The following is a 15,565-nucleotide window of genomic DNA, read 5'->3' as shown; positions in this document are numbered from 1 at the left end:
TGAAGAATTCGTAGCCTCTGCGGCGCCATGAGCTCCGGCCACTTCTGGCCCAAAGGTTTGACACGCGAGGCCCGCGTCTTGTTGCAGGAAGCCATCGACTCGCGCGCAAAACCGCCGACACGCAAAACCGTCCACTGACTCGACCGACACGTTCATTCCGCCAGTTCGAACGCTCAGTTGCCCGGAACCTTCCGCCCCTCTCGCCGGTTTACCGCGGAGGGGTTGCAAATGGGTCGATATTTCAGCCTGTCAGCTGCGTCATTGTTGCTCGCGAGCGGCTCTGCCGGCGCCCAGACGAGCACTCAGTCGGCACTTGAGTCCGCGGGAGCGGAAGCGCAGCAGATAGAAATGCTGTTTTGGGTCATGCTAAGCGGCGGCACCGTCATCTGGCTGGGCGTGGTCGGCCTGCTTCTTCATTCAGCCCTCGTCAATCGCCGCAGGCTGGCCGAAAAGTCTGCCAGCAGCATCATCCTTTGGGGCGGCGTAGTCTTCCCCTCGGTCACGCTTTGTGCGCTGCTCGCCTATGCGCTGTGGCTGATGCCTGGCCTTCGGCCCTTCGCCCAGGCGAGCCCCGCCGCCCTGCGGATCGAAGTCACCGGCAGGCAGTTCTGGTGGGAAGTTGTCTATCACCCTCCTCTGGGACCGCCGGTCGCGTCTGCCAACGAGATCAGGCTGCCGGTCGGCGAGCGGGTCGAATTGACCCTGAAAAGCGCCGATGTGATCCATTCCTTCTGGATCCCACCGCTCGGCGGCAAGATGGACATGATCCCCGGCCGCACCAACAGGCTTTCGATCATGGCCACCAAAGCTGGTCTATTCCGCGGCCCGTGCGCGGAATATTGCGGCACGTCTCACGCGCTGATGGCGCTCTCGGCCGTCGCCATGGCGCCCGAAGCCTTCCGGTCCTGGCTTGCCGCCCAGGCAATTCCCGCGGAAGGGGCCGGCGCAAGCGGCGGCGCGCTGTTCCTGCGCCATGGCTGCGGGTCCTGCCATGTCGTCGCGGGCACCGATGCGCGCGGCCTGATCGGCCCGGATCTTTCGCATATCGGTTCCCGCGCCACCGTCGCAGCCGGAATCCTGCCCAACACCGAAGACGCCGTCGCCAGCTTCATCGCCCGGCCCGAGCTGATCAAGCCCGGCTCCAGGATGCCGGCCTTCGACATGTTGCCGCCGGACGACATTCGCGCCATGGCCGCCTGGTTGAGAGGCCTGCGATGAGCGCTGCGGTCAAGGAGCGTTCGCCGGAAGAATACAAGGCGCAGGAACAGCGGCTGCGCGCTGTGTGGGCCAATCCGACCGGTTGGCGCTACTGGACCTCGGTGAACAATTACCAGATCGGCCTCTGGTACGGCTCGGCCGCCTTCGCCTTCATGCTGTTTGCCGGCGTGCTCGCGCTGCTGATGCGACTGCAGCTCGCCGTGCCCGACAACGACTTCCTCTCGGCCGACTTATTCAACCAGGCTTTCACCCTGCACGGCACGGTGATGATGTTCCTGTTCGCGGTGCCGATCTTCGAGGCGGTCGCGATCTTCCTCCTGCCGCCGATGCTGGGCGCCCGCGAAATGCCGTTTCCGCGCCTCGGAGCCTTCAGTTTCTGGAGCTTTTTGCTCGGCGGTATCTTCGTCTGCGGCTCGATCTTCTTCAATGCGGCGCCGTCGGCAGGCTGGTTCATGTATCCGCCGCTCGCCACCGACAAGGAGTTCTCCGGCATTGGCGCCGACATCTGGCTGCTCGGCCTTTCCTTCATCGAAGTCGCCTCGATCGCGGCCGCCGTCGAACTCATCGTCGGCATCATGAAATGCCGCGCGCCGGGCATGCGCATCAACCTGATGCCGCTCTTCGCCTGGTACCTGCTGATCGTTGCCGGAATGATCCTGTTCGCCTTCCCGCCGCTGATCGCCGGCGACCTCCTGTTCGAGATGGAACTGATGTTCGATTGGCCGTTCTTCGACGCAGCGCGCGGCGGCGACCCGCTGCTGTGGCAGCATCTGTTCTGGATATTCGGCCATCCGGAAGTCTACATTATCTTCCTGCCGGCGATCGCGCTGATGGCCATGATCGTGCCGACTTTTTCCCAGCGTCCGATCGTCGGTTACTCCTGGATCGTGCTCGCGGCAGTGGGGACAGGGTTCCTTTCCTTCGGCCTGTGGGTGCACCATATGTTTGCCACAGGCCTGCCGCAGATCTCGCTGGCCTTCTTCTCGGCGGCCTCCGAGGCGGTGGCGATCCCGACGGGCGTGCAGATCTTCGTCTTCATCGCCACCATGCTGGCCGGCCGGGTGATCTTCTCGACCCCGATGCTGTTCGGCACCGGAGGGCTGGCCATCTTCGTCATTGGTGGCCTGACGGGCGTCATGGTGGCGCTCGCACCCTTCGACTGGCAGGCCCACGACACGTATTTTGTCGTTGCGCATCTCCATTATGTGCTGATCGGCGGCATGCTTTTCCCGGTCGTGGCCGGGCTCTATTACTATTACCCGCTGATCGACGCGAAGAAGCTCTCAGACGGGTTGGGGCGGCTCGCCTTCTGGCTGATGTTCTGCGGCTTCAACATCGCCTTTTTCCCCATGCATCTGAGCGGCTTGCGCGGCATGCCCCGCCGCGTCTTCACCTATCCAGACGAAATCGGCTGGAACTGGCTGAACCTGATCTCGACGGCCGGAGCCTTCATTTTCGCCGCGGGCGTGCTGGTGGTCGTCTTCGACGTGCTCAGGCCAAAGCACCGGCAGCCGCGCGGCGAATTCAACCCGTGGAATGCCGGCACGCTGGAATGGATTTCCGAGCCGGAGGAGAACTGGGGCGTCCGCTCGATACCCATCGTGCGCAGCCGCTACCCCTTGTGGGACCAGAAGGACCTTGCCCGCAAAGTCAATGAAGGCCGCTATTATCTGCCCGACGCGGAAGAGGGATGGCGCGAGGGACTGGTCACCACCGTGCTCGACGCCGAACCCGTCCAGGTGCTGCGGGTCGGCGGCACCTCCCATGTCACCATCGTCTCGGCTCTTTCGCTCGGAGGCGCCTTCATCGCGCTTACCTTCCACTGGTGGATCGCGACGGCGCTGGCCGCAATCATCTGCTTTTGCGCAGTCATCTACTGGCTCTGGACGGGCACTGGCGAAATCCCCGAGAAGCCGGAAAAGGATGTCGGCCTTGGCCTCAGCCTGCCGCTTTATGCCTCCGGCTCCGATTCGGTCGGCTGGTGGGCGATGTTCATCACCATGGTGGGCGATGGCACCGCGTTCGCCAGCCTCGTCTTCGGCTATTTCTTCTACTGGACGATCCATGCCAACTTCACCGCGGGGATTGCCGGGCCCGATGCGGTCTGGTCGCTGGTGGCTGCCAGCCTGTTCGCTGCGGCGTGGGGCCTGATGGTGGCGGCACGCACGGTCAACAGGCGCGGCGCTACGGCCACTATGCGCGGCTTGCTGGTGCTGTCCCTGCTAACGACCGTTGCCGCGTCCGCCACAGGCCTGGCCGCGCCATTGTCTCCAGGCATGGACCCGACGCGCCACGTCTATCCCGCAATCGTCTGGATCCTGGTGATCTGGGTGCTCGCCCATGCAGCGCTCGGCACAGTCATGCAGGCCTATTGCCTGGCCCGCTCGCTGGCCGGCCGACTGACGCCGAAGCATGACCTGGATCTAGGCAATGTGGTGCTCTACTGGCATTTCCTGCTGATTGCCGCCGTCACCACCTTCGCCATCATCGGCCTCTTTCCGGCAGCGATGTGAGGCGCCGATGTGGCTTGTCCCAAAACAGATCGAGACACTGTGGACGCTGTTCACTGCGCCGGTGGTGTGGGCTGCGCATTTCCTTGTTTGCTACATCGGCGCAGCGATCTATTGCGCCAAGCCCGAGCTTGTCGGGCTGAGTTTCAGCGCTGTGCGCGCCGGCATCGCCGCCGCCACCGTGATCGCCCTCTCGCTGATCGCGCTGTCAGCATGGCTCGCCTGGCGGCAATGGGGCTTCGGCACAGACGATCCGCCGCACGACGATCCGACGGGACGCGACCGGACCCTGTTCCAGGGCTTTGCGACGCTGCTGCTCTCGGGTCTCAGCTTCATCGCCGTGATCTTCACCGCGATGCCTGCATTGTTCCTGACGGAGTGTATCCGGTGAGACGCGCCTGCCTCATCCTCGGCATCCTCGTCCTTGCCCTGGTCTGGCTCGGGCCGCTGCTCGATGGCTTGCGGGATTCGTTTTCGGCGCACATGCTGGCGCATATGGGAGTGGTGGCGATCGCCGCGCCGCTGATGGCGATTGGGGTCCCGCTCGGCCCGACACCAGGTGCGAGCCGGGCGTTCACCCTCGCCCTCCCCGCCTCCCTAGTCGAACTCATCGTCGTCTGGTCCTGGCACGCACCGGCCTTGCGGGCTCTGGCGCAAAGCTCGCTGTTTGTCACCGCTGTCGAGCAGGTCACGTTCCTTGCCGCCGGGCTGTTCCTGTGGCTGGCCTGCCTGCCGCGCCGCGGCTCGGACACCACAGGCTATGCCGCCGGCGCCTTCGCCCTGCTTCTGACGTCCATCCACATGACCTTGCTCGGCGCGCTGCTGGCGCTGACCCCACGGCCGCTTTATGGGACCGGCGAGACAAGCTGCTTCGGCATCGCGCTTTCCGCCCAGCAGGATCAGGAACTTGGCGGCGTTATCATGCTTCTGGTCGGCGCCGCGGTCTACCTGGCCGGCGGCGTGACGCTTTTCGCGCGCATCCTCGCCACACCACCGCGGAAGACGGTCTGATGCATATCAGCTGGAAGAAGCTCGCCATAGCGCTTGCCATTCTGCCCTTCGTCGTGGTGCTGGCGGCCTGGATCGGCTTTTTCAATGTCGGTGCCTCGAGCGGCCACTGGAAGATCACGGAATGGTTCCTCCATTTCGCCATGCGATCGGCTGTGCGCACCTATGCCCTGGCGGTCGACGCTCCAGAGGCTCTGCCGCGCCATGCGATTCAGCCGGCCGCCGGGCATTTCGCACGCGGCTGCGCCATCTGTCACGGCGCGCCGGGCGAGCCGCGATCCCCTGTCGTCATGAGAATGCTGCCGCAGCCGCCTGACCTTGCCGGGGCCGTCGGCGAATGGTCGGACGCGGAGCTTTTTCGTATCGTCAAGCACGGCGTGCGTTTCACCGGCATGCCGGCCTGGCCGACGCAGGAACGCGACGACGAGGTCTGGGCTATGGTCGCCTTCCTGCGCGAACTGCCGTCGCTGGACGAAGCCACCTATCGCGATCTCGCCTATGGCGAAAGGCTTGCGCCTCCTGCAGACGCTGCCGGAACCCTGCCGCAAGCGCTGGCGGATTGCGCCCGCTGCCACGGCGAGGACGGTTTTGGACGCGGTCCCGCGATACCCGTTCTGGCCGGGCAGAGCGAGGCGTATCTGCTTGAAAGCCTGCGTGCCTATGCCGAGGAAGGCCGGGCAAGTGGGTTGATGAGCCTGCCCGCCATTGCGGCAGGGCCTCAACTCTGGCCGGACTTGGCCAGGCATTTCGCTGCCCTGCCGGCGATGCGCCCGGGCGGCGGGGGCGATCCAGCACTTGTCCGGCGCGGCAAGGAAATCGCCGAGAGCGGCGTCAGGCAGGCCAATGTGCCCGCCTGTCTCGGCTGTCACGGAAGATACGACCGCAGCCCGCTCTATCCCTCGATCGCCGGCCAGCCGGCGCGCTACATAGAGACGCAGCTTGGGCTGTTCAAGGCGGGAAAGCGGGGTGGAACGCGCTTCGGTCATCTCATGGCCAATGCCGCGAAGGGTCTGACGGACGACGACGTCCGCGCGCTTGCGGCCTACTTCTCCCGATCGGCCGCTGCGTCGGCAACCGCAACGCGATAAGCGCGTTTGCGTTCTTTCGACGTTTTTCGAGGTTCTGGTGAAAAACTTGGCTACCGCCCTTCTCATGCTGATCATTGTTCTCGTAATCGCCGCAGGAGCGATCTTCTTCCTGTCGCGCGAAGAGGCGACCGTTCCGATCGCCGAGACCTATGGCCCCAACCCGACCCTGCCGGAGCCCAATCCGACCTGGCTGCCGACCGTCCATGTCGCCAAGGCCATGCCATGGCCGCAGGGCACCAAGCCGACAGCGGCCCAGGGATTTGCAGTCAACGAATATGCCCGCGGGCTCGACCATCCGCGCTGGCTGTATGTGTTGCCAAACGGCGACGTGCTGGTGGCCGAGAGCAATGCGCCGCCCAGGCCGGAGGAGGGCTTCAGCATACGGCGCTTCTTCGTCAATTTCTTCCAGAGCCAGGCCGGCGCGGGGACGCATAGCGCCAATCGCATCACGATGCTGCGCGATCAGGACGGCGACGGGGTGGCAGAAACCAGAACCGCCTTTCTCACCGGGCTGTTCTCGCCATTCGGCATGACCCTGCTCAACGGCAAGCTCTACGTCGCCAACGCCAATGCAATTGTGGCCTTTCCCTACCAGGAGGGTGCGACCGAGATCACCGCACCAGCGGAGAAGATCGTCGACCTGCCCGCGGGGAGGAACCACCACTGGACCAAGGACGTGACCGCCTCGCAGGACGGGACGAAGCTCTATGCGACGGTCGGATCCAATTCCAATGTCGGCGAGAACGGCCTGGAGGCAGAGCAGAACCGCGCCGCCGTGCTGGAGATCGATCTCGCCTCGAAACAGACGCGTCTCTTCGCCTCCGGCCTGCGCAATCCGAACGGCCTGTCGTGGAACCCGGAAAGCGGTGAGCTCTGGGTCGTCGTCAACGAGCGCGACGAGATCGGCAGCGATCTGGTGCCGGATTACATGACTTCGGTGAGGGATGGCGGCTTCTATGGCTGGCCTTACAGCTATTTTGGCCAGCACGTCGATAATCGCGTCAAGCCGCAGCGGCCCGACCTCGTCGCCCAGGCGATCAAGCCGGACTATGCGCTCGGGGCGCACACGGCTTCATTGGGACTGACCTTCAACACAGGCGACCTGTTCGGTCCTCAATACAGGAATGGCGCTTTCGTCGGGCAGCATGGCTCGTGGAACCGCAGGCCGCACAGCGGCTACAAGGTGATTTTCGTGCCGTTTTCAGGCGGCAGGCCCTCCGGCCCGCCCCAGGACATCCTCACCGGCTTCCTGAGCGAGGACGACAAGGCTTTTGGCCGTCCCGTGGGCGTGGCGATAGACCGGCGCGGCGCCCTGCTGGTGGCGGATGATGTCGGCAACAAGATCTGGCGGGTCGTTCCAGCTCAGACGCAATCGGCACTTTGAGCAGTTCGTGCTGCCGGCGGCCCGGAAGCGATATGGCACCGCTTGCCATTGCCGGTCGGACAGGGCATTCCGGCGCCGATCAAAGCCGAAAATCAAGCTGTCGTTACCAATCCACGCCCCCGTGCGTGCCGGACCCTTTGACGCATACGATCGGCAAGGGAAGCGAGCGAGCCTTGCGCCGTGCGCGTCCCAAGGACGGATTGCAGGACAACGCCCTGCGTTGCGAATTTATGCTTGAACGCCTCTGCGCCGCACAGGAAATCGACCGTGCTCAAGCCGTGATCGAACGACCACTGTATGTAGTCCATCATCAGGATCATGCCCGGCGACGCCTGGCTGAAATCCGGATCGAAAGTGGTCACGAACGCCATCATGGTGTGGTGCTGGACGAAGTTGATGGAAACCGCGACCATTGCGCCATCGCATTCAAGTACGAAAATGTGCAGCACGCCGGCACGCGCCAGCGCGTCAACAAGTGCGGCCAGTACCGGCGCTCCCTCTTCGAAAAGTTGCGATTCACGCTTGCGCTCGACCAGCCATCTGCGCTTCAGGGTAGAGAGCCGGTCGAGTACCGGCTGCAGTGGCTCGTCTGGCGCAAGCAGGCGAAATTTCATTTCGCCGGCTTCTTCCAACGTCTTGACGCCGCGCCGATAATTCTGCCGTGTCTTTTTCGACTGCTCCGCGAACCACGCTCCTCCGCTCGCCCACTGTCCGGCGACGCGATAACTGACTTCCTCCCTGTGATTGGAGCGAAGCCTGATCCCGCTGGAGGTATCCGGAGTGAGAATTTTGCGGGCCGCCGCACCCGGCAAGAGACGATTGAGAAAGGCAATATCGAAGCCACCGGCGTCACAGATCCGGGCCCATACTCCCTGCAGGGCCGATAACGAGCATTCCGGAGCAACGAGAATATCGCCGTAATCGGTATAGCTGCTGGCCGCCCATTCGAGAAACCGCAGGCCCTTGCGCTTGCGGATCGCCATGGGAACGACAGCAACGAGCCTGTCACCATTCCAGACCAGGCCGATCCGCAGCGCGCGCTGGTCACGGTCCGCTACGGTATTCCACCAGGCCGAAATCCAGGCATGACTCTGAAAGACCAGCCCATCGGTGCGATGCCAGAGATGCGCCCAATCGGCTTCGATCGCAGCCAGACGATCCGCCGAACGGACAACTTCCAGGCGCTCTGCGCTCGAGGCGTCAATCGAAACAATGGTGTTCATGAAGGGGAACGATCCTCTGCGATGGCATCCGGACGCCTCTGGAACAGTCTGCGGACATGCCCTCCCATCTTCCTGAGCGGCAGGATGTAAAGCCCAAAGAGCGATTGATAGTCGCGCACATCGCGATCAATCAGGCCAAATTTGAGGTCTTCATCCGGATCCGGGACAAACTGCGTCCCGAAGAGGCGATCCCAGAACGAAAACAGCAGGCCAAAATTCTTGTCGTAGTGGCGAGGGTCGATGCTGTGGTGCACCTGGTGCCAGTGCGGACACAAGATGACGTTGTTCAACGGGCCGAACGAAATCTTGAAATGGGTATGACGAACAAAGTCCATCATCAGGATGTTGCGGATGACATAGACGTTGATGCCGAAGATGGCGATCTCGACTGGATCGAGCGCGATCAGGCTCCAGATGCCGAAGCAGATCCCCGGGATGACGCCATCCCAGATACGGTTCATCAGGTCGTCCAGCGGGTGAACCCTATCCTTGGTGATTCCCACCATCACCTCGGCCGAATGATGCACTTTGTGCAATTCCCACAGGAACGGGAAGTGGTGCTGGGCGACATGGTAGAGATAGTATGAAATGTCGTAGGCGATCAGCATGGTTGCGGTGAAGATGACGATCGTCACCGGTCCGGCCGGGCCGTCGATGAGCGGCGCCTGGATACCGAGCAGCCAGCCGATTGCGTGGTGCGTCCCATAGCCGACGGCGGCAACGAAGGTGGCGCCGGCAGGGATGAGCAGGAATGGCATTATCGCCCGTTTGGTGACCCAAAATAGGACATCCGCTCGCGCCGACGGGTGCAGGATGACTTCCGCCGGGAAAGCGAAATCGAAGAAGTCCCTGAGGGATTTATGCTCGACAGTCCGCCAGTAAGCGACCACCGCGCTCCCCAGTGCCGTGAAAAACAGGAGGCCGAGCGTCACCAGATCGACGTTCGAAAGCTTTTCCACAATCAATCCGGCGAATTCAGAAAACATCGGTGCGGTGGCTCCTGGGCCGTAAGATGGCCATCCGGCGAATTGCGAAGCAAGAAACTTGCCAAACCCACTGCATGTTGCCGGCAGCCAAATGGCTATTGCGGCTGCAACAAGCATAAGCATGCCGGATTTGCGCCAGACTAGCAGTTCAACCGTAACAAAACGCTAAAAGTTCGAACGCAATTAATCTCGAACATGGCCGAAACACCGGAGAGGCCGCTCCGCTGCAGCGCCGGTCGCTATCATAGCGGCGGCGGGGCGATTGCCGCGAGCTGTATCTCAATTCCGTCTTCGCCCACTTCGCCACGCCAGGCGATGCGTTCGGCCGGCTGCCTGACGCCAAAACGCGGTGAAACCCAACCGCCCTGCCCCGGTGCGTCGCCGCCGGCGCGGATGTCGACCGCAGCGTCCGGAAAGCGCATGGCTATCAGCGGCTCGTCGCCGCGCAGTACGGTGACCGTATTTTCGTCCCGGTCGGTGCCGAGGCCGGCTGCGAGTTGAAAGACGATCTCGGCCACGCGCCTGCCGCCGAGCAGTTGATCGTTCACGACGATGCCGTCGGCCTGGTGCGTCACGGTGCGCTGATGCACGACGCCGAAGCGGCTTTTATAGCCGTCATGGCGGGCGCGCATCTTCCAGTGCGTTCCCGGCTCGCTCTCCACCAACTCCGCAATCGCCTTGTGCGACCAGTTGAACATCCCGGCGATGATGCTTTGGCTTTTGCCCTCGATATTCAGCGTGTTATGCGCCGGTGTCGAGCGAAACCAGTTGCGCCAGACGCCTCCCGAACCGTAGAGCCAGGTGCCGGGATCGACCAGCACCGGCTCGCCATCGATGCACAAGGTGAGCGACAGCGCGTCCGCATGGCCGTGAGCCGCTATCGAGAGATAGCCGAGCGGGCCGTGGTCGAATGTCAGATCGATGCTGCGGCCGTTCATCTCGCCGCGCCAGACCGAGAGCCCGCCCTGCGTGAACGTTTGCAGCCCACGCGACACCGGTGCCGGCTCCGACGGCGTGCCAAAGACAAGCGCCCGAAAATCGTCGGGCTCAGCAGCGTTGCCCGGCATCTGTAGAAAGCCATGGATGGCGGCGGCGACGGATCGGACATAATCCGGCTCGTCCCCAAGCGTCAGCACGCGACCTTCGTCATTGTCGCCAAAGCCGGCGGCTTGTGGCAGCCAGGCGACAAAATTGGCAAAAGCGGCCAGGCGCGCTTCAACGGGCGAGGCAAACGGCGTTCCGGCCTGGCGTGCCGCGGCGGCGCACAGCAAGATGAGTTCGGCGGTGAAGGCCGCGTATGTCGGGGTCTGCTCGGCACCGGCGCCATCGGCGAGAATCTGCTTGCGCGCCTCAGCCAGGAGGGCTTCGCGTGCAGCGTCGGGTGCGGCCCCCAACGCCAGGCCGATCAGATACTCGCCAGCCAGTTCTGCGACGAGATGATTGTTGGCGGAGGAAAAACGGGAGGGGAACCGCGGCAGCCAATAGGCGCTTGCCGCCAGTATTTCGCCCACGTGCTGCCGTGTCGCCGCGCCAAGTCGGTCGCCGACCAGGTCCATGGTGACAATCAGGCTGATGGCTCGCAGCGCGACTTCGATGCCGGAGGCCCAGCCAACCCCCCGAAACGGCGGGTTGGCTGAATGCCAGCTGTCGATCGCCGCCTCTATGGCCCTCCGGGACTGGTCGTCGCCGGCGAGAAGCAGGTGGGCGGCCAGTGGCGGCAACTGCTGCAGCCGGTTGATCTCCCACACATATTTTACATCGCCGCGGCCGCCGCCATTGCGAAAATCGATATCGAAAGTATGGGCCTCGCCACCCGGCCAAAGCCTGCCGGTGACCGGATCAAGACGCCAAAGCTCGGGAGGAAACAGCCGATCGGAATCGCGCCGCGGCCATGTCCGCCCAAGTGCGGAAAACTCGCCGCCAAGCGTGTTTTGCGCCGCCGCCGCTATGGCTTGCCGTTGTGCCGGTGTCGCAGCCAGCACAGCATCGCGCAATCCACGCAGCACCGGATGCAACCGGGGCGAAGCATAACGCTGCCAACCGCCGTCGCGGCGGCGCGAAGCGATCCTTCGACGCTGCTCGCCCAGCCGGTGCAACACCTCAGCCGGCTCCATGCTGCGCAACCGGTTGATGTACCAGCCGATTCTCATACCGCCCCGCCAGGGTTTCGATTCTTGTATACCATGCTGTCGAAAAGCCGAGCGACCGCAATCCTCTTTTCCGATCCTGCGGTTAATATCTCCAACCATGAAACGGAAAGAGTGGCGATGAGAAGGACGGCGTTTGTTGCAGCGTGGATGCTCGGCATGGCGATAGCCGCCAGCGCTGCGCCGATCCCGCTGCAGCGCGGCGTTGGCGTGCATGAATGGCTCAACTGGTCGCCGGTGGAGGAGGATGGATCCTACCGTTGGCCGCCCTATCGCAGCGAGCAGGAGTGGCGCGCTGGACATAGGCCGCTCACCGATTGGCCCGGCGACGCGTTTACGCACATTCGGTCGATGGGCTTCGACTTCGTCCGGCTGAGCGTCGACCCCGGCCCTCTGCTTGCCAGCCGGGGCGCCAAACGCCAGCAGGCGCTCGACATACTTGCCGCCGCGGTCGAGCGGGTCACGTCGGCCGGCCTCAAGGTGGTTTTCGACCTGCACGGCGTCACCCAGGTTCCGGCCTACAGCATGGAGATGATCTATGACGGTGCCGACAGCGAAGGCGTCGCCAGCTATCGCCAAATGGTTGTGGCGGTCGCCGCCATGCTGGCCAGGGTTGGCACCGACAAGGTAGCCCTCGAGCCTTACAACGAGCCGGCATACTACCCCTGTGATTCGAGCGGCAGCGATGACTGGCAGCGGATCATGGCAGACACGGTCCGCGATATTCGCGCAGTCAGCAGTGAACTCACCATCGTCGCAACAGGCGCCTGTGGCGGCAGCATTGCCGGACTGGTCAATCTCGCCCCCGGCTTTGACGATCCGAATGTCTACTACAGCTTCCATATGTACGAGCCGCACAGTTTCACGCACCAGCGGTCCGACGGGACAGGCGCTTTCGCCTCGGGGCTGCCTTGGCCGGCCGACAGCAGCACGCCCGAAAAGGTGACCGAAACCCTTAAGGCCCGGATGGACGCCGCCGGCTTGAGCCCGGTCGAGCAGGTGATGAACATGGTCGCGGCGCGTCAAGCAATCGCCCGGTATTTCGAGCAGAATTGGGGGCCGAGCCAACTCGAGGCGAGCTTCCGTCAGGCGATCGACTGGGCCGAGGCGCATGGCATTCCAGGCCGGCGACTGTTCATGGGCGAATTCGGCGTCATCCTCATGTCTGCGGACGGCCGCATGGGCGCGTTCGACGCTGACCGTCTGCGCTATCTCGAATCCGTGCGCCAGCAGGCGGAACGCTTCGCGATACCCTGGTCTGTCTGGGAATTCGCCAATCCGCATGGGATGTCGCTGATCCTCCCCGATGGACCGCCCATAGCCGATGCCGGACTGGTGCGAGCGCTGGGTCTTGCGTCTCAGTAACGCGACATGTCGAGTTGCTGGTTGATGAGCGCCCGCTTGCCGCCCCGCCCGGCGGCAATGCGGTCCACCGCTTTCAGGCAAAACCGGATACGACCGTTTGTGCGGTTGACCAACGTCTCGGCGAGTCGCGCGGCGCAGGCAGGTGCCGCCCCGGCGGTCGGGATATAGCGAATCAATACCTCGCCGGGCTGGTCCTGGTAGAATTGCAGCTCCTCTATGCCGTCGAAGAATGCGGGACCGTCAGGCACCAGGTGCGTCGTCACCACCCGGCTGCCGTCGGCGGTCACCAGATAGTCGACGTTTCGGCGCGGCATGACAGCCTCGACTCTAAGCCGCTGGCCGTTTGCCTCATTCGGCAATTCCACCAACCGGGCAGAGTCGCCGGTATCGTAGCGGATGAAAGGCATGCCGGTCGACAGGAAGCCAGTGCCGACGAGCCTTCCCTCCTTGCCTGTCTCTGTTACCGGCTCGCCTGCCGCATCGACCAATTCGGCGAGGCCGTAGAGAGGATTGAACTCGTAGCTGCCGGGGGCTCCGGGCGTTTCTTCGGCGAACAGCACCTTTTCGCTGAGTCCATAGAAGCAGGACACCGGTACGTTGCCAAGAACGCTTCGGATGATCTCCCGTTGATGGGGATGGACTGGCTCCGAGATCATCATGATGCCCTTGACGGGCCGTTTTGGTATTCGGTCAAGCACGCGCATATGCCGGCAAAACAGCTCTATGGCCGAGGGATAGCCATAAAAATACGCGATGCCCCGTGCGTCGATCAGGTCGAGATAGGCATCGGCGTCGTCGACCGTCATTGGAAAGACAGAGAGCCTTAGCTCGCGAAGTGCCGGGTCCCATTCATGCAGTCGTTTGCCGGTGGCATCGAGGCTGAACCCGCGGAAGCAGACGCGCGCCGTGTCTTCATCATAACCGATCCGCGACCAGACGTGGTAGACAAACGCCATCTCGCGGGCGCTCCGATCCTTATCGAGATAGAAGCGAAATGGCTTGTCGGTGCTGGAGCCGTTGCCGGAGGCCTCATCCAGTTGGGCAATCGGCACCGCCAATGCTGCAGTTCCAGCCGCCCGCAGGATGTCCTTGGACAGGATCGGGAGGCGGCGCAGGTCGGCAAGTCCCAGCCTCGACAGATCGAAACCAGAACCGAGGGCCTGGTCGATCGACTCGCGATAGAACGGACTGCCGGCATGGGCTTTCTGCAACAGTGCGCGCAGCGCGGCCAGATGAAATTGCCCGGCATAGACAGGATCCTCGGCGGCCTTGGCGATCCGGCTCCGCCATGCCCGATAGGTCGCACCAAATTTCACCCGCGTTGGCGCCAGTGCCAGCATGGGCGCCAGCAGCCGCCTGACCGCCGGCGGGCTTCGCACATAGGCACCGCGCGCTACGTCAAGAAAATTCATGATTTTGCACCGGCCTGCCGTTTGCCGCCTCTTGCCACACACGGCATATCGATGCCGCGAACGAAGAAAGCTCCAGCCGTTCCCGGTGCACTGCCATGGCAGCGGAGCCAAGACGGGCGCGCAACGCCGTGTCGTCAACCAGTTCTGTTAGTGCCTCGGTCAGCGCCGCCACATCGCCGGGCGGCACCAGCAACCCGGTTTTCCTGTCGATGATGATGTCCTCTACCGCGCCGACAGGCGTGGTGACCACCGCGAGGCCGGAGGCCATTCCCTCGATGACCGAGACCGGGAGGTTTTCGGCGAATGAGGGGAGCGCCAGAATGTCGGCCGAAGCGATCAGCGATGCAACCTCGTTCGGACCCACCCAGCCTGGAAAGGCGATACATCCGGCAAGCCCCAGCCCGGCCGATCTTGCCCGTACGGCCTCGACGTCACCATCGCCGGCGATTGTGGCGCGCCACTGCCTGACAGGCTTCATGCGATGCAGTGCGTCCAACAATTGCGGCACGCCCTTGCGGTCGCCGATACGGCCCAGGAACAGGATGTGAACGCTGTCTCCACCACCGACATGGGCCAGGGACGGGACTTCGGTCGCATTGGGCACAATCACTATGTTCGCGGCCGCGCCTGGCGCCCGTGCAGTGACGAAGTCGCGCCAGATACGGCCCAGAACCACGATCCGATCGGCATGCTCGAACATATGCCGGATGCGGCGGCTCATGAAGCTGCGGTTTTCCTTCCAGAACGTCTGGTATTGAGCTCCATGCAAATGCAGCACATAGGGGATGCCGAGCAATCGCGCGCACCTCGCGATGACCATCTTGCGGTAGGTACTGCCAAAGCTCGATACGTTGATGTGAACGACGTCGGCACGGCCGGCAACACGCGCGACCACCATCCGAAGGCAAAAGCCAATCATGTAGAGGACCGACAGCGCGACCGAGCCCGAACCGCGACTGGGAAGGAACCGCGCTTCGACCTTTCCGTCTCCCTGCCGTTGGAGTTCGCGATCGAGCGCCGCCATGATGCGGTCGATGCCGCCCTGCCCCGACACACCCGACGGGGTCGCGACCAGGACATGTATTTTTCGATCGGGTAAGAGACTTTGCAGCATGGTATTCTCGATAGCACGGACCGCGTAACCACAAAGCAAACGTTCCCGGTAAGTTTACGGCAAATCTTTTAGTTCAAACTGAATCTGTTCACCCTTCGCCGCTGTCGCGC

Annotated in this window: 12 protein-coding genes; 7 read left to right on the top strand and 5 right to left on the bottom strand. The window is 63.2% G+C overall.

All coding sequences use genetic code 11. The features are described 5' to 3' along the window. The first annotated feature begins 228 nt into the window (after positions 1-228). From coxB to AC0L2A_RS20840, 6 genes are all read left to right on the top strand, one after another. The gene (gene coxB / locus AC0L2A_RS20865; RefSeq protein WP_473610424.1) at positions 229-1,218 is read left to right on the top strand and encodes a cytochrome c oxidase subunit II; all 990 of its coding nucleotides are present in this window, start codon (positions 229-231) and stop codon (positions 1,216-1,218) included. After that, complete coding sequence (ctaD, locus tag AC0L2A_RS20860) at positions 1,215-3,731, top strand: cytochrome c oxidase subunit I (protein ID WP_473610423.1); 2,517 nt, start codon at positions 1,215-1,217, stop codon at positions 3,729-3,731. The genes coxB and ctaD overlap by 4 nt, the downstream gene beginning before the upstream one ends. A 7-nt stretch (positions 3,732-3,738) precedes the next feature. After that, positions 3,739-4,119 carry a hypothetical protein gene (locus AC0L2A_RS20855; RefSeq protein WP_473610422.1) on the top strand — a complete coding sequence of 127 codons (381 nt, stop codon included), beginning with the start codon at positions 3,739-3,741 and terminating at the stop codon, positions 4,117-4,119. Continuing rightward, positions 4,116-4,739 carry a cytochrome c oxidase assembly protein gene (locus tag AC0L2A_RS20850; RefSeq protein ID WP_023797787.1) on the top strand — a complete coding sequence of 208 codons (624 nt, stop codon included), beginning with the start codon at positions 4,116-4,118 and terminating at the stop codon, positions 4,737-4,739. Before AC0L2A_RS20855 ends, AC0L2A_RS20850 begins: the two co-directional genes overlap by 4 nt. Then, positions 4,739-5,824: a c-type cytochrome gene (locus AC0L2A_RS20845; RefSeq protein WP_473610420.1), complete on the top strand. Its 1,086-nt coding sequence runs from the start codon at positions 4,739-4,741 to the stop codon at positions 5,822-5,824. The genes AC0L2A_RS20850 and AC0L2A_RS20845 overlap by 1 nt, the downstream gene beginning before the upstream one ends. Before the next feature lie 64 nt (positions 5,825-5,888). Continuing rightward, complete coding sequence (locus AC0L2A_RS20840; RefSeq protein ID WP_473610468.1) at positions 5,889-7,208, top strand: PQQ-dependent sugar dehydrogenase; 1,320 nt, start codon at positions 5,889-5,891, stop codon at positions 7,206-7,208. Between the two features lie 92 nt (positions 7,209-7,300). On the opposite strand, the gene AC0L2A_RS20835 is transcribed toward AC0L2A_RS20840, so the two are convergent. The 3 genes from AC0L2A_RS20835 to AC0L2A_RS20825 all read right to left on the bottom strand — a co-directional run bounded on the left by AC0L2A_RS20835 (position 7,301) and on the right by AC0L2A_RS20825 (position 11,567). Then, positions 7,301-8,431: a GNAT family N-acetyltransferase gene (locus AC0L2A_RS20835; RefSeq protein WP_473610419.1), complete on the bottom strand. Its 1,131-nt coding sequence runs from the start codon at positions 8,429-8,431 to the stop codon at positions 7,301-7,303. Next, positions 8,428-9,417 (bottom strand): sterol desaturase family protein, encoded by a 990-nt coding sequence (locus AC0L2A_RS20830; protein WP_473610418.1) that lies wholly within the window; start codon positions 9,415-9,417, stop codon positions 8,428-8,430. Before AC0L2A_RS20830 ends, AC0L2A_RS20835 begins: the two co-directional genes overlap by 4 nt. Before the next feature lie 242 nt (positions 9,418-9,659). Next, the gene (locus tag AC0L2A_RS20825) at positions 9,660-11,567 is read right to left on the bottom strand and encodes a heparinase II/III family protein (protein WP_473610416.1); all 1,908 of its coding nucleotides are present in this window, start codon (positions 11,565-11,567) and stop codon (positions 9,660-9,662) included. A gap of 117 nt (positions 11,568-11,684) precedes the next feature. Here AC0L2A_RS20825 and AC0L2A_RS20820 point away from each other — a divergent pair, with 117 nt between their 5' ends. Then, the gene (locus AC0L2A_RS20820) at positions 11,685-12,929 is read left to right on the top strand and encodes a glycoside hydrolase family 5 protein (RefSeq protein ID WP_473610415.1); all 1,245 of its coding nucleotides are present in this window, start codon (positions 11,685-11,687) and stop codon (positions 12,927-12,929) included. Here AC0L2A_RS20820 and AC0L2A_RS20815 read toward each other — a convergent pair. Both AC0L2A_RS20815 and AC0L2A_RS20810 read right to left on the bottom strand, forming a co-directional pair. After that, on the bottom strand, positions 12,923-14,341 hold the full coding sequence (locus AC0L2A_RS20815; RefSeq protein WP_473610414.1) for a phenylacetate--CoA ligase family protein: 1,419 nt from the start codon (positions 14,339-14,341) through the stop codon (positions 12,923-12,925). The genes AC0L2A_RS20820 and AC0L2A_RS20815 overlap by 7 nt on opposite strands. Next, positions 14,328-15,455, bottom strand: coding sequence for a glycosyltransferase family 4 protein (locus AC0L2A_RS20810; protein ID WP_473610412.1), 1,128 nt, complete (start codon positions 15,453-15,455; stop codon positions 14,328-14,330). Before AC0L2A_RS20810 ends, AC0L2A_RS20815 begins: the two co-directional genes overlap by 14 nt. Between the last annotated feature and the right edge of the window lie 110 nt (positions 15,456-15,565).

This window comes from Mesorhizobium sp. WSM4844, assembly GCF_055811775.1.
The sequence above is the reverse complement of the archived record's forward strand: the minus strand, read 5'-3'. Positions and strand labels throughout refer to the sequence as shown.

Bases quoted from the DNA above. Each gene is read 5' to 3' on its own strand.
- AC0L2A_RS20830 (WP_473610418.1), bottom strand. From the start codon at position 9,417: ATGTTTTCTGAATTCGCCGGATTGATTGTGGAAAAGCTTTCGAACGTC.
- AC0L2A_RS20840 (WP_473610468.1), top strand. From the start codon at position 5,889: ATGCTGATCATTGTTCTCGTAATCGCCGCAGGAGCGATCTTCTTCCTG.
- AC0L2A_RS20820 (WP_473610415.1), top strand. From the start codon at position 11,685: ATGAGAAGGACGGCGTTTGTTGCAGCGTGGATGCTCGGCATGGCGATA.
- ctaD (WP_473610423.1), top strand. From the start codon at position 1,215: ATGAGCGCTGCGGTCAAGGAGCGTTCGCCGGAAGAATACAAGGCGCAG.
- AC0L2A_RS20815 (WP_473610414.1), bottom strand. From the start codon at position 14,341: ATGAATTTTCTTGACGTAGCGCGCGGTGCCTATGTGCGAAGCCCGCCG.
- coxB (WP_473610424.1), top strand. From the start codon at position 229: ATGGGTCGATATTTCAGCCTGTCAGCTGCGTCATTGTTGCTCGCGAGC.
- AC0L2A_RS20810 (WP_473610412.1), bottom strand. From the start codon at position 15,455: ATGCTGCAAAGTCTCTTACCCGATCGAAAAATACATGTCCTGGTCGCG.
- AC0L2A_RS20845 (WP_473610420.1), top strand. From the start codon at position 4,739: ATGCATATCAGCTGGAAGAAGCTCGCCATAGCGCTTGCCATTCTGCCC.
- AC0L2A_RS20835 (WP_473610419.1), bottom strand. From the start codon at position 8,431: ATGAACACCATTGTTTCGATTGACGCCTCGAGCGCAGAGCGCCTGGAA.
- AC0L2A_RS20855 (WP_473610422.1), top strand. From the start codon at position 3,739: ATGTGGCTTGTCCCAAAACAGATCGAGACACTGTGGACGCTGTTCACT.
- AC0L2A_RS20825 (WP_473610416.1), bottom strand. From the start codon at position 11,567: ATGAGAATCGGCTGGTACATCAACCGGTTGCGCAGCATGGAGCCGGCT.